The sequence below is a fragment of the Micromonospora arida genome (assembly GCF_042873195.1).
Classification (GTDB): Bacteria; Actinomycetota; Actinomycetes; order Mycobacteriales; family Micromonosporaceae; genus Micromonospora; species Micromonospora arida.
The window spans coordinates 41753-59446 of the sequence record NZ_JBIALC010000021.1 but is presented as its reverse complement, the minus strand read 5'-3'; the positions used below and the strand labels follow the sequence as shown (position 1 = coordinate 59446).

17 protein-coding genes and 3 tRNA genes are annotated in these 17694 nt (G+C 73.1%); 9 read left to right on the top strand and 11 right to left on the bottom strand.

Annotated features, from left to right (window positions below):
- The first annotated feature begins 159 nt into the window (after positions 1 to 159).
- On the top strand, positions 160 to 696 hold the full coding sequence (locus tag ACFYP0_RS32945; RefSeq protein ID WP_356980684.1) for a DUF488 domain-containing protein: 537 nt from the start codon (positions 160 to 162) through the stop codon (positions 694 to 696).
- 1 nt (position 697) lies between these two features.
- Here the strand turns inward: ACFYP0_RS32945 and ACFYP0_RS32940 are convergent, their stop codons facing one another.
- Genes ACFYP0_RS32940 through bioB form a run of 3 tightly spaced genes read right to left on the bottom strand, consistent with a single transcriptional unit; the run spans position 698 to position 2401 of the window.
- The gene (locus tag ACFYP0_RS32940; protein WP_091400729.1) at positions 698 to 1204 is read right to left on the bottom strand and encodes a GNAT family N-acetyltransferase; all 507 of its coding nucleotides are present in this window, start codon (positions 1202 to 1204) and stop codon (positions 698 to 700) included.
- A 4-nt stretch (positions 1205 to 1208) separates the two neighbouring features.
- Entirely contained in the window at positions 1209 to 1400 is a 192-nt protein-coding gene (gene bsaP, locus ACFYP0_RS32935) for a biotin synthase auxiliary protein BsaP (protein ID WP_356980686.1), read from the bottom strand.
- A 5-nt stretch (positions 1401 to 1405) separates the two neighbouring features.
- Positions 1406 to 2401 (bottom strand): biotin synthase BioB, encoded by a 996-nt coding sequence (gene bioB, locus ACFYP0_RS32930; protein WP_124855438.1) that lies wholly within the window; start codon positions 2399 to 2401, stop codon positions 1406 to 1408.
- A 321-nt stretch (positions 2402 to 2722) separates the two neighbouring features.
- On the opposite strand from bioB, the gene ACFYP0_RS32925 reads away from it, so the two are divergent.
- The 4 genes from ACFYP0_RS32925 to ACFYP0_RS32910 all read left to right on the top strand — a co-directional run bounded on the left by ACFYP0_RS32925 (position 2723) and on the right by ACFYP0_RS32910 (position 6943).
- Positions 2723 to 3859 carry an 8-amino-7-oxononanoate synthase gene (locus ACFYP0_RS32925; RefSeq protein WP_355495269.1) on the top strand — a complete coding sequence of 379 codons (1137 nt, stop codon included), beginning with the start codon at positions 2723 to 2725 and terminating at the stop codon, positions 3857 to 3859.
- 76 nt (positions 3860 to 3935) lie between these two features.
- Positions 3936 to 4640: a dethiobiotin synthase gene (bioD, locus tag ACFYP0_RS32920; RefSeq protein ID WP_238678930.1), complete on the top strand. Its 705-nt coding sequence runs from the start codon at positions 3936 to 3938 to the stop codon at positions 4638 to 4640.
- A gap of 54 nt (positions 4641 to 4694) precedes the next feature.
- A complete protein-coding gene (locus ACFYP0_RS32915) occupies positions 4695 to 6266 on the top strand; it encodes a sensor histidine kinase (RefSeq protein ID WP_356980689.1) in 1572 nt (523 codons plus the stop codon).
- A 59-nt stretch (positions 6267 to 6325) separates the two neighbouring features.
- Positions 6326 to 6943, top strand: coding sequence for a response regulator (locus ACFYP0_RS32910; protein ID WP_238683390.1), 618 nt, complete (start codon positions 6326 to 6328; stop codon positions 6941 to 6943).
- 37 nt (positions 6944 to 6980) lie between these two features.
- On the opposite strand, the gene ACFYP0_RS32905 is transcribed toward ACFYP0_RS32910, so the two are convergent.
- The 5 genes from ACFYP0_RS32905 to ACFYP0_RS32885 form a co-directional block, all read right to left on the bottom strand.
- Positions 6981 to 7757 carry an ABC transporter permease subunit gene (locus ACFYP0_RS32905; RefSeq protein ID WP_124855432.1) on the bottom strand — a complete coding sequence of 259 codons (777 nt, stop codon included), beginning with the start codon at positions 7755 to 7757 and terminating at the stop codon, positions 6981 to 6983.
- On the bottom strand, positions 7754 to 8686 hold the full coding sequence (locus tag ACFYP0_RS32900) for an ABC transporter ATP-binding protein (RefSeq protein ID WP_355495263.1): 933 nt from the start codon (positions 8684 to 8686) through the stop codon (positions 7754 to 7756). The genes ACFYP0_RS32905 and ACFYP0_RS32900 overlap by 4 nt, the downstream gene beginning before the upstream one ends.
- Positions 8687 to 8775: 89 nt before the next feature.
- Entirely contained in the window at positions 8776 to 9624 is an 849-nt protein-coding gene (locus tag ACFYP0_RS32895; RefSeq protein WP_355495261.1) for a polysaccharide deacetylase family protein, read from the bottom strand.
- 24 nt (positions 9625 to 9648) lie between these two features.
- Positions 9649 to 10830: a cytochrome P450 gene (locus tag ACFYP0_RS32890; protein WP_356980692.1), complete on the bottom strand. Its 1182-nt coding sequence runs from the start codon at positions 10828 to 10830 to the stop codon at positions 9649 to 9651.
- A 9-nt stretch (positions 10831 to 10839) separates the two neighbouring features.
- A complete protein-coding gene (locus ACFYP0_RS32885) occupies positions 10840 to 11508 on the bottom strand; it encodes a class I SAM-dependent methyltransferase (protein WP_091400752.1) in 669 nt (222 codons plus the stop codon).
- A 175-nt stretch (positions 11509 to 11683) separates the two neighbouring features.
- On the opposite strand from ACFYP0_RS32885, the gene ACFYP0_RS32880 reads away from it, so the two are divergent.
- On the top strand, positions 11684 to 12550 hold the full coding sequence (locus tag ACFYP0_RS32880; RefSeq protein WP_356980694.1) for a hypothetical protein: 867 nt from the start codon (positions 11684 to 11686) through the stop codon (positions 12548 to 12550).
- Between the two features lie 95 nt (positions 12551 to 12645).
- On the opposite strand, the gene ACFYP0_RS32875 is transcribed toward ACFYP0_RS32880, so the two are convergent.
- The 3 genes from ACFYP0_RS32875 to ACFYP0_RS32865 form a co-directional block, all read right to left on the bottom strand.
- Positions 12646 to 15576: a M36 family metallopeptidase gene (locus ACFYP0_RS32875; protein WP_386998494.1), complete on the bottom strand. Its 2931-nt coding sequence runs from the start codon at positions 15574 to 15576 to the stop codon at positions 12646 to 12648.
- A gap of 140 nt (positions 15577 to 15716) precedes the next feature.
- Positions 15717 to 16298: a TIGR03086 family metal-binding protein gene (locus ACFYP0_RS32870; protein WP_356980698.1), complete on the bottom strand. Its 582-nt coding sequence runs from the start codon at positions 16296 to 16298 to the stop codon at positions 15717 to 15719.
- A gap of 82 nt (positions 16299 to 16380) precedes the next feature.
- The gene (locus tag ACFYP0_RS32865; protein WP_091400759.1) at positions 16381 to 16983 is read right to left on the bottom strand and encodes a TetR/AcrR family transcriptional regulator; all 603 of its coding nucleotides are present in this window, start codon (positions 16981 to 16983) and stop codon (positions 16381 to 16383) included.
- A gap of 387 nt (positions 16984 to 17370) precedes the next feature.
- On the opposite strand from ACFYP0_RS32865, the gene ACFYP0_RS32860 reads away from it, so the two are divergent.
- The 3 genes from ACFYP0_RS32860 to ACFYP0_RS32850 all read left to right on the top strand — a co-directional run bounded on the left by ACFYP0_RS32860 (position 17371) and on the right by ACFYP0_RS32850 (position 17636).
- Positions 17371 to 17443: transfer RNA gene (locus tag ACFYP0_RS32860), tRNA-Gly, on the top strand.
- A 34-nt stretch (positions 17444 to 17477) separates the two neighbouring features.
- Positions 17478 to 17548 (top strand) — tRNA-Cys (locus ACFYP0_RS32855).
- 13 nt (positions 17549 to 17561) lie between these two features.
- Positions 17562 to 17636: transfer RNA gene (locus ACFYP0_RS32850), tRNA-Val, on the top strand.
- Positions 17637 to 17694: the final 58 nt, after the last annotated feature.

Below are 17694 nucleotides of genomic sequence, written 5' to 3'. Positions count from 1 at the left end.
CAAGATCCCTACCAACTGACACATGTATCGGGACTTCACCACTGACAGATGTCATGGGACTGAATAGTCAGGTGCTGACGGAAACTGTCCAAGATCTGCGGCGCCCGGCCCTCGCGGGCGGACCCGGGTGGGATAGGTCGGCGGGATTCCGGGCAAGCAATGGTGGTGCGAGAGTTGCTGACCGTCGGGCACGGCGCGGTCGATCGGGGCCGGCTGGGAGAGTTGCTGACCGAGGCCGGGATCGCCCAGGTGGTGGACGTGCGGCGATACCCGGCCAGCCGCACCAACCCGGACGTCCGCCGCGAGGAACTGGAACAGTGGCTGCCCGAGTGCGGCATCGACTACCGCTGGGAGCCGCGGCTCGGCGGACGACGGCACGTCCCGGCCGGGGAGCCGGAGCCGGACACCTGGTGGACGGTCGCGGCGTTCCGGGCGTACGCCGCCCACACCCGGACGGCCGAGTTCGACGACGCGCTCGCCGAGGTGCTCGCCGAGGCGGATCGTCGGACCACCGCGATCATGTGCAGCGAGAGCGTGTGGTGGCGCTGCCACCGGCGGTTGATCGCCGACGTCGCGACACTGGGCAACGGAGTCCCGGTGGCGCACCTGATGCCGGACGGCCGCCTCAGCCCACACCGGCCGGCCGAGGGTGCCCGCCGACTGCCCGACGGCCACCTGGTGTGGGACGACGCCTGAGTCACTCCACCAGGTCGTCGGCGAGCAGGTCCATCAACAGGCCGTCGTGCCAGCGGCCGTCCGCGCCGCGCTCGTAGCGGCGCAGCACCCCCACCGGACGAAAACCGACCTTCGCGTACGCCCGGATGGCGGCGCTGTTCGCCGCGGCCGGGTCGATGGTGAAGCGGTGGTGGCCGTACTCGTCGATCAGGTGTCGGGCCAGGGTGCGGATGGCGTCACCGCCGAGGCCGGCGCCGCGCTCCGCCGGGTCGAGGAAGACGTCCAGGCTGGCGTGCCGGTAGTCCGGGTCCGCCTCGGCGTACCACTGGATCGCGCCGATCACCCGACCGTCGTGCTCGATCGCGTACACGTGCAGGTCGTCGTCGGCGAGGTCGGCGCGTACGGAGTCGGCCAGGTCGTCGCCGCCCCGCCACCACCGGCGTACCTCCGGATCGGCCCGGATCGCGGCGAGGGCCGGCACGTCCGCGACCGTCGCCGGTCGTAGTGTCACCGCCCGCCCTCGCAGCACCGGCTCAGCCCCGGATCTCGCCGTGCGCGACGCAGACCGCCGACCAGCCCACCGGCAGCACCTGCACCTTCATCCGCCGACGGCAGTGGGGACAGAACCGGGGCGGCTCCAACTGGCGGGCCGACGCGCAGGCCGGGTGGGCGGTGGCCGTCGCCGACTCACCGCACCGGTCGCACCACAGCTCCGTCGTCGTCATGGTCGTCACAGCGTGGCGGAGAGCGCCTTGACCGGCATCTTCAGCTCGTTCAGCAGGTCCAGGTCGGCGGTCGCCGGTCGACCCAGCGTGGTCAGGTAGTTGCCGACGATCACCGCGTTGATGCCGCCGAGCAGACCGTCGCGGGTGCCGAGGTCGCCGAGGGTGATCTCGCGACCACCGGCGTACCGCAGGATGGTGCGCGGCATGGCCAGCCGGAACGCGGCGATGGCCCGCAGCGCGTCCTTGCCCTCCACCACCGGCCGGTCACCCAGCGGGGTGCCGGGACGAGGGTTGAGGAAGTTGAGCGGCACCTCGTGCGGGTTCAGCTCGGCGAGCTGCGCGGCGAACTCGGCCCGCTGCTCGACGGTCTCACCGAGGCCGAGGATGCCACCGCAGCACACCTCCATGCCGGAGTCGCGCACCATCCGCAGCGTCTCCCAGCGCTCCTCCCACGAGTGGGTGGTGACCACGTTGGGGAAGTACGACCGGCAGGTCTCCAGATTGTGGTTGTAGCGGTGCACGCCCATGTCGACCAGGTCGTCGACCTGCTCCTTGCTGAGCATGCCCAGCGACGCGGCCACCTGGATGTCGACCTCCGCCTTGATGGCGGCGACGCCCTCGCGCATCTGCTTCATCAGCCGGGCGTCCGGGCCGCGCACCGCGGCGACGATGCAGAACTCGGTGGCCCCGGTCGCGGCGGTCTGCTTCGCCGCCTCGACCAGCGACGGGATGTCCAGCCAGACCGAGCGCACCGGCGAGGTGAACAGGCCCGACTGCGAACAGAAGTGGCAGTCTTCCGGGCAGCCGCCGGTCTTGAGCGAGACGATTCCCTCGACCTCGACCTCCGGGCCGCACCAGCGCATCCGCACGTCGTGAGCGAGCTGGAGGGCGGCGGGCAGGTGCTCGTCGGGCAGGTTCAGCACGGCGAGGACGCCGGCCTGATCGAGGCCGACACCGTCACCCAGGACCTGGGTCCGGGCCTGGTCGAGGATCTCTGGCATGGCTCGTACCCTACTAGGCCTGTGCGAGAGCCCTCGGTCGAGCCGAGACGGAGTCCAGGCGGCGGTCCGGCAAGGCGGATGTTCGTCCGGACACCGGTGTTGTATCCAGACGAACATCCAACGCGGCCGGTCGTTGTCTGGGCCCGTCACAGGCCGGCCAGGGGCTCTCGCACAGGCCTCGGGCGCTCCGATCAGCCGGAATGACCTGGCAGCCCGGTCGGTGCCTCGCACCGAGTGGAATCGTCGGGCCGGTGGCGGCGGGTGGTAATTTCGCCCGGCGGGTGTCGGGCTGACCGGCACGCACAGCGGGGGAGGGTGACGGTGGCGGACTGGCTGGCGGCGCTCGACCGCCGCGCGGAGCTGCGGGCGAAGGCCGGGCTCACCAGGCGACTGCATCCGCGTCCGGCCGACGATCAGATGACCGATCTGGCCGGCAACGACTACCTCGGCCTGGCCACCCACCGGGACGTCGTCGCCGCGGCCACGGCGGCCCTCTCGGCGTACGGGCTGGGGGCGACCGGGTCGCGCCTGGTCCGGGGCTCCACCGACGCGCACCGGGCGTTGGAGGAGGACCTGGCCCGCTGGCTGGGCACCGACGGCGCCCTGGTCTTCTCCTCCGGCTATCTGGCCAACCTCGGCGCGCTGCGGGCGCTCGTCCAACCTCGGACGCTGCTCGTCTCCGACGCGCACAACCACGCGTCGCTGATCGACGGCTGCCGCATCTCCGGTGCGGAGACGGTGGTCACCCCGCACGCCGACGTCGACGCGGTAGCCGCCGCGCTCGCGGCCGCTCCCGGCCGCCCGGCGGTGGTGGTGACCGAGTCGGTCTTCTCGGTCGACGGTGATCTCGCCCCGCTGGCTCGGCTGCACGCGGTGGCCCGCCGTCACGGCGCGCTGCTGCTGGTCGACGACGCGCACGCGCTGGGCCTGACCGGCCCGGCCGGCGCGGGCGCGGTGGCGGCCACCGGGCTGGCCGGCGAGCCGGACGTGGTGGTGACCGCCACCCTGTCCAAGGCGCTCGGTGGCGCGGGTGGCGTTGTCGCCGGCCCGGCCGAGTTCGTCCGGCATCTGGTCGAGACCGGGCGCACGTTCATCTTCGACACGGCACTGCCGCCGGCGGTCGCCGCCGGTGTGCACGCCGCGCTGCGGCTCGCCGAGGCCGGCGACGACCTGCGCGCCGACCTCTCCGACCGGGTGAGGCTGGCGGTCGGTCGACTGCGGGCGGCCGGGTTGACCGTCTCCGCCCCGGACGCGGCGGTGATCTCGGTGACCGCCCCGGGGCCGGAGGCGGCGACCGCCTGGGCCGCGGACTGCCGGGACCGGGGCGTCGCGGTGGGCTGTTTCCGGCCACCATCCACCCCGGACAGCCGCTCCCGCCTGCGCCTCACGGTGAGCGCGGGGGTGCCCCGGGCGGCGTTCGAGCGGGCGCTGGACGTCATCGTGGACTGTGCGCCGTGAGCGCGAGGAGTGAGCCGGGTTTGCGAGCCCCGCAGCCGCGAACGGAGACTGCCCCGTGACCGGGTGGGCGGGGTCGGTGCTGGTCACCGGGACCGACACCGAGGTCGGCAAGACGGTGGTGACCGCGGCGATCGCTGCCGCCGCGCAGGCCGCCGGGCTACGGGTGGCGGTGGTCAAACCGGGTCAGACCGGCACGGCCGGCGGTGAGCCCGGCGACGTGGACGCGGTGAACCGGCTGGCTGCGCCGCTGACCGGTCGGACCCTGGCCAGCTACCCGGATCCGCTCGCCCCGTTGGCCGCCGCGCGGGTCGCGGACCTGCCGCCGCTGGAGTTGTACGCGGCGGTGGACGCCGTCCGTGCGGAGGCCGACAAGCACGACCTCGTGCTGATCGAGGGTGCGGGTGGGTTGCTGGTTCCGATGGGGCTGCGGCCGTCGGGGGAGCCGTGGACGATGGCCGACCTGGCGGTGTCGCTCGGCGCGCCCGCGGTGGTGGTCGCCCGCGCCGGGTTGGGCACGCTCAACCACACCGCGTTGACCCTGGAGGCGCTGGACCGTAGGGCCGTGCCGGCCGGTGTGGTGATCGGCGCCTGGCCGGCCCGGCCGGAGCTGGTGCACTGGACGAACCTCACCGACCTGGTGCCGAACCTGCTCGGCGCGCTGCCCGACGGCGCCGGCGCGATGGACCCGGGCGTGTTCCGGCGGTCCGCGCCGGGTTGGCTCACCCCGGCCCTGCACGGCGTGCTCGACGACTGGCGGGTCTGGGCCGAGGAGAGCGGCTGAACACCTGACTTTCGTCGGTGTCCGCGCAGGTCGGGCGTGGGTAGCCTGACCGCCGTGCGGATCCTCGACTTCCCGCCGCCGGGTTGGCTGCACCGGCGGCGTCGCCTGCTGCTGGACGTGCTGCTCTGGGCGGTGGTGGTCGCCCCGGTCGGCTACGCCGAGGCCAGCCCGCCCTATACGCGGTACACGTTGCCGCTGTTGGTCGGCAAGCTGCTGGTGCTCGGTGTGGCGGTGGCGACGAGTCGACGTCAGCCGTTGGTCGCCCCGGTGCTGGCGGTGCTCGGGTCGTTGGTCGATGGCAACTTCGTGTTCGCCATTCCGGTCTTCAGTTATCTCGCCGGGCGGCGCAGCGCCACCGTGGGTCCAGCGATCATGGTCTTCGTGCTGATCACGGCCGGTGGCACGGCGCTCAACCTGGGGGTGCTCGGCACCGGCGCGGCCACCTGGTTCCTGCTCGCCTCGGTGCTGCTCTTCGCCGCCGTGTTCCCCTGGTTGGTCGGCCGGTACCGCCGTCAGCAGCAGGAGTTGACCGACGCCGGTCGCCGGCACGTCGACGCGCTGACCCGCGAGCAGCGGGGTGCCGCCGAGCGGATCCGGCTGCGCGAGCGGGCCCGGATCGCCGGGGAGATGCACGACTCGCTCGGCCACGACCTCAGCCTGATCGCGTTGCGCGCCGCCGCACTGGAGGTCGCCGCCGACCTGGACGACCGGCACCGGGCCGCGGCGGGGGAGCTGCGGGCCAGCGTCTCCGCCGCCACCGAGCGACTGCACGAGATCATCGGGGTGCTCCGCGAGGAGGCGGGCGCATCACTGCGTCCGAGCGGGGAGACCGTCGCCGACCTTGTCGACGGTGCCCGGGAGGCCGGCATGGCGGTACGGCTGGACACCGCCCCGGTGGTCGCGAACCTACCGGCGATGACCGGTCACGCGGCGCACCGGATCGTCCGGGAGGCGCTGACCAACGCGGCCCGGTACGCGCCGGGCGCCCCGGTCGACGTGCGCCTCACCCGCGACGGTGACCGGGTCGAGGTGACCGTCGTCAACGACGCACCGCCGGCCGGGCCGCTGCCCGCCCCGCCGTCGCAGGGCAGTGGGCTGCTCGCCCTCGCCGAGCGGGTCCGCCTCGCCGGCGGGACGCTCGACGCCGGCCACCGGGCCGACGGCGGGTTCGCGGTCCGGGCGGTGTTGCCGGCCACCGCGGCGCCGCCCGAGCCGATCGGGTCGGCGGCCGAGACCGGGCCGACGTCCTGGTCCGACGAGCGACCCGGTCCGGCGGAGCGGCCGGTGGACGCCGAGCGGCGGCTGCACGACGCCCGGCGGCGGGTTCGACGCAGCCTGCTGGTGGCGCTCGTCGCCCCGGTCGGTTTCGCCCTGGTGCTCTCGTTCGTCTACTACCCGGTGGCGACCGCCGGGACGGTGCTGGACCGGGCCACCTTCGACCAGATGCGCGTCGGCGCGGCCCGGTCCGAGCTGGTCGGGCTGCCCCGGCGGCAGTTGGAACGCCCCACACCGGTCGACCGGGCCGGCTGCGAGTACTACACCGACGGCAACTTCCCCCTCGCCGCGCCGACCTGGCGGCTCTGCTTCACCGACGGCCGGCTGGTCAGCAAGGAGTGGATCGCGTAGTGGACACCGACACGACAGGGGCACCGCCGATCCGGGTGGTACTGGCCGACGACGAGGCGATGATCCGGGCCGGTGTCCGGGCCATCCTCGCCAGCGATCCCGGCATCGAGGTGGTCGCCGAGGCCGGCGACGGGCACGCGGCGGTGGAACTGGTCCGGGCCCACCGACCCCGGGTCGCGCTGCTCGACATCCGGATGCCGCGGCTGGACGGGTTGGCCGCCGCCGCCGAGATCCGCCGGGTCGTGCCGGACACCGCGACCATCATGCTGACCACGTTCGGCGAGGACGACCACGTGGCCCGGGCGCTCGGGCACGGTGCCAGCGGGTTCCTGCTCAAGGCCGGCGACCCCCGTGAGCTGATCGCCGGTGTGCACGCCGTCGCCGACGGTGGGGCGTACCTGTCGCCGAGGGTGGCCCGCCGGGTGATCGAGCTGGGGGCCGATCGGCTGGCCCGTCGACCCGCCGCCCGGGAGCGTGCGGCCGGGCTGACCGAGCGGGAACGGGAGGTGCTGGCCCTGGTCGGGGCGGGGCTCTCCAACGCCGAGATCGCCCGCCGGCTGCACCTCGTGGAGGGCACCGTGAAGAGCTACCTGACCAGCATCTTCACCCGGCTGGACGTACGCAACCGGGTGCAGGCGGCGATCCTGGCGTACGAGGCGGGGTTGGTCGACGGCTGAGCGGGGGCCGATCGGCCCCCGCTCAGCGCGGCCTGCCTTAAGCGTCGCGTCGGCGCAACGCCGCCCGGCCCAGCAGCAGCGCGGCGCCGGCCCACCCGGCGAGCAGGAGCAGCCCGACCACTGGCGGGTACGGCTCGGTGTCGCCGGCGAGGAAGTGCCCGCCGGCCACGCCGGGGAACACGTCGGCGATCCGGTTCAGCACGTCGATGTCCGGCTCCTGGAGCGAAAGCGGCACGATCATCAGGGTGGCGAGGAGGACGGTGAGCGTGAGCACCGCACTGCGCAACGCGGCGCCGAGGCCCAGGGCGAGCACACCGATCAGCGCCAGGTAGGTCGCCACCGCCACGATGTCGCCGATCGTGTCGGCGGCCGGGGCGCTGCCCCACTCGCCGAGCACCGGCCGGGCGACCAGGGCGCCCACGCCGCCCAGCAGCAGCCCGAGCGCGAAGGTGACCGCCCCGGCGACCGCGGCCTTGGCCAGCAGTACGCGACCACGGGACGGGGTGCACTGCAACGTCGTGCGGATGGTGCCACTGGTGAACTCGGCGGTGACAGCGAGCAGGCCCAGCGCCAGCACCACGTACTGGGTCAACTCGACCGAGTCGATCAGCACGCTGCCGACGGTGACGATCCCCCGGTCGTCGGTCGGGTCGTCGTTGGTGTTGTCGTTCGCCGCGTAGATGGCGAGTTGGCCGGCGCTGGCGGCCATCACCAGCAGCCCGGCCAGCGCCGTCCACCAGGTGCTCCGCACCGAGGAGAGCTTGGTCCACTCGGCGGCCACGGCGCCGTGACGGGTGCTGGTGCTGGTGCTCATCGCGCCCCACCTCCGGTCGGGCCACCGGCGTACTCGACGCTGTCGGCGGTCAGCTCCATGAATGCCTGCTCCAGCGACGCGGCGTGCGCGCTCAGCTCGTGCAGTCGTACCCCCAGTTCGTGGGCCAGGTCGCCGACCTGGTCGGCGGTGGCGCCGGTGACGGTCAGCTCGTTCCGGTCGGCCGCCTCGACGCTCGCCCCGGCGGCCGTGAGGCGCGCGGCGAGCGCGGCCAACCCGTCCGGATGCGGGCTGCGGACCCTTACCGCGACAGTGCTGCGAGCGATCACCTTGCCGATCGGCTCGTCGGCGAGCAGTCGCCCCCGGCCGATCACCACGAGCTGGTCGGCGGTGAGCTGCATCTCGCTCATCAGGTGGCTGGAGACGAAGATCGTCCGCCCCTCGTCGGCCAGCGAGCGCATCAGCTGCCGCACCCAGCGCACCCCGTCCGGGTCGAGTCCGTTCACCGGCTCGTCGAACATCAGCACCGGCGGGTCGCCGAGCAGCGCGCCGGCGATGCCGAGCCGTTGGCCCATACCGAGCGAGAGCGTCCGCCCCGGCTTACCCGCGGCCCGTCCGTCGAGCCCGACGGCGTCCAACACCTCGTCGACCCGGCGGATCGGGATGCCGTTGCTGTGCGCCATGGCCCGCAGGTGCGCCCGGCCGGACCGGGCCGGGTGGATGGCCCGCGCGTCGAGCAGCGCGCCCACCTCGTGCAGCGGCCGGCGCAACTCCCGGTACGCGCGCCCGCCCACCAGGGCCTGCCCGGCGGTGGGACGGTCCAGCCCGAGGATCATCCGCATGGTGGTGGACTTGCCGGCGCCGTTGGGGCCGAGGAAGCCGGTGACCCGGCCGGGCGCGATGTCGACGGTCAGCGCGTCGACCGCGACGGTCGACCCGAACCGTTTCGTCAACCCACGTAATGTGATCATGCGCTGACGCTAGGCGAGCGGCCTGCCGCCCCGCCGCGCCCGAACGGCACCACCCACCACTGACTTTCGTCAGGCCGGTGGCGGGCTGATCACCGTACGTACTGCTCCAGCAGCGCCGGGGTGAGCCCCGCCCGGTGGATCGCCTTCAACGCCGCGAGCAGGTCGTCCATCAGCGCCGGTCGGAAGTGCATCAGCAGCACGTCGCCGGGTTGGACCACCTTCTCCGGGGTCTGGTAGCGCACCTTCCCCTCGTGGACGGTCTCGGTCCAGTGGAAGACCGCCTTCGCGCCGCAGTCGTGCGCGGCCTTCAGCGTGGTGCTGTCATGCTCGCCGAACGGTGGCCGAAACAGGGTGGGCCGCTTGCCGAACAGCCCCTCCAGGGTGTCGGCGGCACCGCAGATCTCCTGCTTCTGGTAGTCGTACGACCGCCCGGCCAGCGAGTTGTGGTGGATGGTGTGGTTCTCCACGACCCCGCCCACCGCCTCGATCTGCCGGAAGTAGTCGGTGTGCTCCTCCGCTGCCGGCGAGTTGAGGAACATCGTCACCGGGATACGCGCCTCCCAGATGAAGTCGATCACTTCCGGCGGGCGGGCCAGCCCACCGTCGTCGATGGTGATGAAGGCGACCTTCTGGTCGGTCGGCAGGCGGTGCCAGAACGCCGCCGAACCGGTCGTGGGCAGCGCCACCGGTTGCGGCTGCGGTGCCTCGGGAAACGTCGGCACCTGTGACACGTACCAGGCCAGGCTCTTGAACGCGGGCTTCGCGGTCGGGGACGGCGAAGCCGAGGGGGTCGGCGCCTGTGCGGACGGAGTCGGCTGGGCCGCGGTGATCTGCCGAGCGTGCGCCGGGTGGCTGGGACCGACTGTGCAGGCAGTCAACGCCAGCAGGGCCAGAAGCGTTACGACGACAGGGATCCGACGGGTGGGGATGGCTGACACGCCCGGAAACATACCGAGCGGATGTCAGGATCCGGTCAGCCCGGGGGAGCGGCGGACCACGAACGCGTCCGGCATCCGGAAGGTGAGATTGTCAGGGCACCAGGGCGGACGGAGCACTGTCACCCCGTCCAGCAGCGGCGCGGCCTCGGCCACCACCACGGCCGCCTCCATCCTGGCCAGCACGTCCCCGACGCAGCGGTGCGCGCCCGCCCCGAACGCCAGGTGTCGGCGTGATCCACGCTGGCCCGGACGGAACTCGTCGGGCGACTCCACGACCGCCGGGTCCCGACCGGCACGGCCCAGCCACAGCACGAGGCTGCTGCCCGCCGGCACCTGCGTGCCGCCCAGCGTGCTCTCCGTCGTCGCCACCCGCCGCCAGGTGACGATCGGTGGTTCCAGCCGCAATCCCTCCTCCACCACGTCTGCCACCGCGACCTCGCCGGTGCGCAGGCCGGCCCGGACCACGGGCTCGTTGGCCAGCCGGTGCAGGAGCAGGGTGAGGAACTGCGAGGTGGTCTCCTGCCCGGCGACCAGCAGGAAGAAGAGCGCGCCGACCACCACGTCCGGCGGGTGCCCGGCCGCGCGCAGCTCGGCGGCCAGACCGCCACCGACGGCCGCGAAGTCCCGCAGTACCCGGTGGAACCGGCCCACCTCGGCGGCGAGCGCCACCTGCCGGTCGGCGTCCAGTGGTGCCCAGAACAACTCCAGTGCGGCGCGGGCGAAGTCCTTGACCGCGCCGACCGGCGCGTCCGGCAACTCGACCAGCCGGGCCAGCACCAGCAGCGGCAGGTCGGCGGCGAGGTCCGCGTACAGGTCGACCGGCCCGCCGGCGTCGAGCGCGGCACCCAACCGGGCGACCCGCTCCCGGACCAGCGCGGTGAGCCAGGGCCGCTGCGCGGCCACCCGGGCGGGGTGCAACGCCTCCGCGACGATCGCCCGGATCTGCGGATGGCTGACGCCCGAGTTGTTCGCCAGGGTCGGCGGCAGCCGGAACCGGTGCCCGGCGAGCACCCGCAGCGCGGTCACCGGCATCGGCGTCACCGCGTCCAGCGCGTTGTCCGGCCGGTAGGTGACCGGGTCGGCGAGGACCTGGCGGACCAGCGCGTGCCGGGTCACGACCAGGTGGGTGCCGCCGACGTGGTCCGGCACCCGGGCCACGTCCGGCCATGCGGGGTCGGCCACCTGCGCCCAGCTGCGGAACAGCACCCGGACACGCTAGCCGGAGGCTCCCGGCAGCCCGGCCCGCAGCCGCCAGACGGTGGTGCGCTTCACCCGCACACTCTCCAGCGCCTCCGGCACCGGCACGTCGTACCCGGCCACCTCGTCGAAGCGGTCCCGGGGCAGGAACGCCCGGCCGGGGTCACCGACCAGCGCCGGCGCGCCGGCCCGGGCGGCGCGCAGCAGGAACCGCAGCACCCGGCGGGCCATCGCCTCGCTGTAGAAGACGTCCCCGGCGAGCACCACCTCGGCGTCCCCCGCGTCGCCGTCGAGGATGTCGCCGAACTCGGCGTCGACGCGTACCCCGTTGGCCTCGGCGTTGAGGGCGACCGCCGCCACCGCCAGCTCGTCCACCTCGACGGCCCGCACGGACGCCGCGCCGGCGCGGGCGGCCGCGATGGCCACCAGACCGGAGCCGGAGGCGAGGTCGAGCACCCGCCGGCCGGCGACCAGCTCCGGGTGGTCGGTGACGTGGCGGGCGAGGGCCTGCCCGCCGGCCCAGGCGAACGCCCAGAACGGCGGCGGCCGGTCGCTGGAGAACTCGCCCTCGGTCAGCTCCCACAGGCCGATCGGCTCGTCTGCCTGGTGCAGCCGCACCTCGGGAACGAAGGGGACCGGGGCCAGCCGGGCGTGCAGCCGGACGAACGTGCTGGAGAGCTCGGACACGGCGTGATTCTCCCAGCGGCCGGCTCCCGGCGTGTCGCGGGGGAGTGGTGACCGGTTCACCACGGTCGGTGAAAACCCGCCCCCTCCTTGCCGTCCGGTGCGAACACACCCGTCTGGTCGGCGCGGTGCCCCGCTTCTAGCGTTGCGGGGTGGAGGCAACCGAACGGAGACGGCGGTGGTGACGGTGTGGCGGTATGCGCTGAGGGCAGGGGTGGTGCTGGCCTGTCTGAGCGGGGTGGAGCTGGCGGTGGCCGCCCCGGCACAGGCGGCCTTCACCACCGAGATGAGCGGCCTGCCGGGACGGTTCACCGCCGGTGAGCAGGTGCGGACGATCTCCGCGGTGGTCTCCCAGACGGATCGGCGCGCCAGGTGCGCGAAGGTGCGCTGGTCGATGGTGCTCAGCGTGCAGGGCGGTCTCCGGCTCGACCAGGTGAAGATGGACCGGGTGGAGGAGACCGGCGACTTTCCGCTGGAGATCCGCACCGAGGGTGACACCGCCCGACTGACCGACCGGCAACTCGACCCGGGCACGCTCTGCCCGGGCCGCACTGTCACGGCCCGCTACCGGGTGGCCTTCGCCGAGGACGTCACCCAGGGGCGGGTCACCCTCGCCGCCGAGGCGTACGACGCCAACCTGCGCCTGCTGGCCCGGCAGACCGCCACCCGCTCGGTGGTGGGGGTGGGCGGCGCACCGACCAGCACCCCGAAGCCGACGAAGACCCCGCCGAAGCCCACCGAATCCGCCAGCGCGCCGACCGAGGACGAGAGCACGGCGACGGAGGAGACGGTCGAGGAGTACCCGGCCGACGCCGCGCCACCGGCGGCCAACCGCCCGGTCTCGCAGTCCGGCGCCTTCGGCGTGGTGCAGGTCGCGTTCCTCCTCGGCGGGCTGCTGCTCTTCCTCGGGGTGGGGCTGCTGCTGCGGCTGCGGCACCTGACCCGGGCTGCGGCCGGGGACGCCGACGGGGGCGACGATCCCCCGGTGGACCGGCGCTGGGAGCGCCCGGCCGTTGCCGACCCGTGGGGCCGAGCGCACCGCTGATCGAGGGTCCGCGCTGGCGGTAGCTGATCCCTGGGGCCGAGCGCAGCGTTGATCGAGGGTCGTGGGGCCGGCGGACATCCGCCGGCCCCACGGTGTCACTTCGAGAACGCCTGGAACTCGGCGATCCTGACCTGGCTCCGGGCCGGGCTGGCGGTCGCGCAGTCCGTCGTCGTGGCCGGGTCGTCGTCCTGCTCGCCCGCGTAGTTCGGGCCACCGGTGCACTGGCTCGCCAGCACCTCGAGGCGCAGGTGGGTGGCGAGGGTGGTGGGTACCGCGAACGTCCGAAGGTTGATGTCGCGGCTGTACGCCCGGTACGCCCCGCCGGGGAACGCGTCCCCTGCGCTGGTGTAGATGCGTTGCCAACGCGTCGGATCCGCGCAGTCGGTGGTCGTCGCGTTGCAGGCGGACACCGCGAACGAACGCAGGGCGGTGAGCGCGTTCTGGGCACCGGTGTCGGCGTCGCCGGTGATCGCCGGGCGCAGCATCGCGCTGACGTTCACCCGCTTGACCGTCTGCGGGGCGTCGCCCGGCAGCGCCACGGTGAGCTGCCGGCCGGCGACCCCGTCCAGGGAGGCCCAGTTCGTCGCCTCGGTGTCGTCGACGACCCGGTCCAGGTTGACCCCGTCGCCGGTGACGGTGGCGCCGGACGCCGTGGAGGCGAGGTTGCGGCTCATCCGCAGATCGACGTACCCGTCCTGACCGGCCTTGGCGACCACGCTGAGCCGCTGGTGCCCGAACCCGGGGGCCACGGCGAGCAGGTCGTACGTGCCGGCCACCATCTCCACGGTGTCCGGGATCGGCGTCGCCGGGTCGGTGTCGGCCACCGGCACGGCCCGCGCCTCGTACGCCCCCACGTACACCCGGATGGGCGCTTCGGCGCTGTCCCCGCGCGGGCGCAGGGTGAGCGTCGCGTTGCCACCGCGCGGCGAGGCGAAACTCGGTGTCGGGTCGGTGTCGCCGGCACCGTTGGTGGCGGCGTCCCGGCCCATCCCGGACCGCGCGAACTCGGCCCAGATCAGGTCCTGGTTCGCGCCGCCGAAGCGGAGCAGGTCGGCGGTGAGCATGTTGTCGCGCATGTCGAGCATGCTGACCTGGCTGGCGGCCTGGAGGAGGAACGAGTCGAAGACCAGCTGCGACCAGCGCCGGTTGCCCGGGCACTGATCTGCCGCGACCTTGCCCAGCGCGCAGTCGAGCTGCCGTTGCGGGGTGCCGAGGCCGTACCGCTTCACCAGGGCAGAGCGGACCCGGAAGTTGGTGGCGCCCCAGATCTCCCCGTCGGCGTGCACCGCCGGGCCGGCGGTGTTGTAGCCGATGTCGGAGTAGTTGAGCGGGCTGCGGCTCAGGTCGTAGTTGCGGATGCCGCTGACCAGGTTGCCCGTGACGTAGCCGCCGGTGATGAAGGGCGTCTCGCCGGGCGCGCGCAGCCCGTGCTGGAAGAGGTACTCGGCGGCGAGCAGGTCACCCCAGGACTCACCCATCGACCCGCCCTGGTGGCCGCTGATCCCGCTGTCCGGCCCGGCGATCATCCGGTTGGTGATCGCGTGGGTGTACTCGTGACCGATCACCGTCATGTCGTAGTCGCCGTCCACGCACGGCGGGTACGGCCCGCCGGCCTGTGGCTGCCAGAGGTACATGTTGGTGGTCGGCGGCAGCCCGTCGCGCGGGGTGCCCTGGTTGGCGTTGTTGCGGTTGCCGGTCAGCGCGCCCTGCTGGGCGCGGCCCTGCTCGGCGTCACCGCCCAGGCCGGACGGGGTGAGGTTGACCGCCTGGAGGTTCCACGCCGACTCGGTGAAGCCCAGCTGGTACGACCAGTCGTGCATCCGGTTGTGCATGGCGAAGAGGTTGGCGATCGACGCGTCGGCGTCGTTGCGCTGTGCGGAGGTGAACACCTCCGGGTTGCACCGGGCCTGGTGCCACTGATCGGTGAAGGGGTACTCGTAGCGGCGTTCCGGGCTGGTGGGGGCCGGCACGACCGGGGTGTTCGCACCCCAGGACAACACCGTGTTGGCCGAGTTGCCGCGCGAGGTGAAGGTCGGCGTGCCGGTGGCCGCGTCGACGTCCCACGGTTGGCCGGTGGCCGGGTCGCGGAAGGCGGCCTGGCAGCCGGGGGCCGGGTCGCCACACCAGCGCACGCGGGGGTCCTGCCCGGCGCTGAGGTCGCGGGGCGGGGTGGCCGGGAAGACCGCCCAGCTCGGGTTGTCGGAGTCGAAGTCGACGAGGTCCTCGCGGACCAGCACCTGCCCGGTGCTGCCGTCCACGTAGCTGGTGAACGCGGCCGGGTGCTCGGTGTCCGCGCCGATCATGGTCACCTCGTAGGCGGCCCGTGGCCCGTCCAGCGGGGTGGGCACGGCCACCGACCGGATGGTGTGGCTGGCCACCGCGTCGGCGGTCAGCTTGGCGTCGGCGAGCGCGGCGGCGTACGCCTGCTCGGCGGTGCGGGTGGCCGGCGCCGGCGTGCCGGTGTTGCGGGCCAGCGAGGAACTGACCGAAAGCACCGCGCCGTCGGCGACCGCGAGGGTGACGAGGCCGTCGGGCCCTGCGGGCAGGTCACCGAAGCGTTGCCGGAGAGTGACCACGGTGCCGTTGCCGATCGGTCGGACCAGCACCCGTTCCATGCTGGCCACCGTGGCGGCGTCCATGCCGAACAGGTCGTGGTTGGCGGCCAGGTAGGCGCGGGCGGCGGCTTCCGGGTCGGCGGGCAGCCCGCTGGCCAGCGGGGTGCGGCCGGGGCCGAGCGCCTGCGGGGTGCCGAGCCGGTTCCACCGGACGTCGGGGTCGACGGCGCGGGCCAGGCCGCGTTGCCGGGCGTCGGGTGCCGCCGTACCGGTGCGGTTGTCGGCGTCGGCGGGCGCGTGTCCCTCGGCGAACGGCCCGGACCGGCGCTCGGCGGACGCTGCTCCGCCGGTGGGGGCCGCGGTGCTCACGCCGGTGGGGAGCAGCGCGGCTACCGTCGCCGTCGTCGCCAGGATGGCGATGAGCCGGCGTCGACGCCGGCTCATCGGGGGTGACCACTCCGGTTGTGGCACGGGACCTCCTCGTGGGAGCGGGATGGCCGGCGAGCCGCCGACCACAGATGCGCGGTGACGCATGCGCATCTGTGGATATCAGTCTCCCGAGGTCGCGGCAAGGTCCCGAGCCGCTATCGCACGAACAGATCTTGATTTGGTCAGGCGCTCGGCGCCCAGTCGGGGTCGCGGCCGAACGCGGCCAGCAGGTGGTCCTGCTCGTCGGCGTCGTCGGGCACCTGTACTCCCGTGTGGACCAGGTTGTTGCGCCGGTAGGCGTCGATCTGGCCGGCGAACCACTGGGCGGCGGCGTGCACCGCGTCCGGGTCGAGCCGTGGCTGCGCGCCGATCGCCACCGCCACGTCCCAGCCGTGCACGAGGTGCTCGGCGATGAGTTGCTGGAGGTACTCCGTGGCCGGGGTGTCGCCGCTGGAGAGGTGCACGGTGCGATCGATGGTGCCGGGGTGGGTGGCGGCGACCTCGGCCTGCGCGGCGACCTCCCGAGCCGTCGCGATCGGGTCGGCGCCGAGTTGGTCACCGTCGAGCCGGTCGCCGACCTCGTCGATGGTCCGGCCGGCGAGCAGCGGAACGCTCCACCGGCCCTCGGTCACCACGTGGTTGACGAGCGTGCGGACGTCCCAGTCCGAGCAGGGTGTCGGGTCGGCCCACTGGCCGGGCTCGATCTGATCCACCCGGTCGATGAATTCGGCCAGGCTCCGGCGGTACGCCTCCAGGAGATCCATGCTGCCGATTGTTCCGGTCGACGGGGCGGACTGAGCCCGTTTTGCCCGGCCCGGTGTGGGGGATCGGTGCCGGCTGCCCAGATCAGTCCAGGTCGGCCGGGTCCAGGCCGAGCTCCCGGGAGGTGACCAGCCGGACCCACTCGCCGAATTGGCGGCGGGAGATGACCCGGTCGTGCACGGCGAGTTGGACGGCGAGGCCGTCCATCACCGCGCTGATCCGCCAGGCGGCCCCGTCGGGGTCGGCGCACTGGAAGGTGCCGTCGGCCACCCCGGCGGTGATCACCGCGGCCAGGTCCTGCCGCCAGCGCAGGTCGAGCCGCCGGGACACCTTCTCCAACTCGGGGGTACGCAGCGACTCGGACCAGCCGTCGATCCACATCGACCAGGAGGTCGCCCGTCCGGCCGGGGTGTAGAGCTTGAGGATCCGGCGGAGCTTGGTCAGCGGTGCGGCCGAGGAGCGGGTCACCGCGTCGAGCCGGGCCAGATCCTGCTCGACCGCGTACGCGAAGGCCTGCGCGAGCAGCCGTTCCTTGGTGGCAAAGTGGTAGAAAACCAACGCCTGACTCACGCCCGCGGCATTCGCCACGTCCGCCGTCCGGGTGTTGGCCAGACCGCGCTCCACGATCACGTCGCAGGCGGTGCGCAGCAGGGCATCCAGGCGGATCTCGGCCGCACGTCTCGTCACGACCGTTACCGTAGCCCATCCAACCGAACACGAACAGTTACCACCGCGCGCCGATCCACGCGGTGACAGTCGGAAGCCGGACACTTCTTTAGGGTGTCGTCGGTCGTTCCGCGGAGAGTGTTCATCGAGGTCCGCTGCCCAGTGTCGAGGCGCGCAGACGTCGATGGTCGGGCATGCGACGCCATGATGACGATCATTGCCGAGGAATGTCGGAGTGTGACGGTCCGTGCTAGATCCAGGAACCAGGCCAGCCCCCTAGGAAGCCCGCCGAGGGTGACTCCGCTCCAGCCCCGGCCACCTCGGACGCGCCGAGGCGACCCCGAGTTGGCAGTCAAACACCCACTCGGCTAAAGTTCTCATCCGTCACCCGGGAACGTCCGGGGGCGTGCGGACGTAGCGCAGCTGGTAGCGCATCACCTTGCCAAGGTGAGGGTCGCGGGTTCGAATCCCGTCGTCCGCTCGGAGCTGCCGCCACGTATGACGGGGGCAACCTCGGTGGGGTGGCCGAGAGGCGAGGCAACGGCCTGCAAAGCCGTGTACGCGGGTTCAAATCCCGTCCCCACCTCGGCAACAAGCACGGGCGATTGGCGCAGTGGGAGCGCGCTTCCTTGACACGGAAGAGGTCACTGGTTCAAACCCAGTATCGCCCACCAGAGGAGAACGGCTCGTTACCGGAAGACCCGGTGACGAGCCGTTCTCTTGTGGCGCCAC

What these genes read in the sequence shown, in the direction of transcription:
- ACFYP0_RS32870 (WP_356980698.1), bottom strand. Translation starts at nt 16,298, where the DNA reads ATGGATCTCCTGGAGGCGTACCGCCGGAGCCTGGCCGAATTCATCGAC.
- bsaP (WP_356980686.1), bottom strand. Translation starts at nt 1,400, where the DNA reads ATGACGACGACGGAGCTGTGGTGCGACCGGTGCGGTGAGTCGGCGACG.
- bioB (WP_124855438.1), bottom strand. Translation starts at nt 2,401, where the DNA reads ATGCCAGAGATCCTCGACCAGGCCCGGACCCAGGTCCTGGGTGACGGT.
- ACFYP0_RS32905 (WP_124855432.1), bottom strand. Translation starts at nt 7,757, where the DNA reads ATGAGCACCAGCACCAGCACCCGTCACGGCGCCGTGGCCGCCGAGTGG.
- ACFYP0_RS32945 (WP_356980684.1), top strand. Translation starts at nt 160, where the DNA reads ATGGTGGTGCGAGAGTTGCTGACCGTCGGGCACGGCGCGGTCGATCGG.
- ACFYP0_RS32910 (WP_238683390.1), top strand. Translation starts at nt 6,326, where the DNA reads ATGATCCGGGCCGGTGTCCGGGCCATCCTCGCCAGCGATCCCGGCATC.
- ACFYP0_RS32900 (WP_355495263.1), bottom strand. Translation starts at nt 8,686, where the DNA reads ATGATCACATTACGTGGGTTGACGAAACGGTTCGGGTCGACCGTCGCG.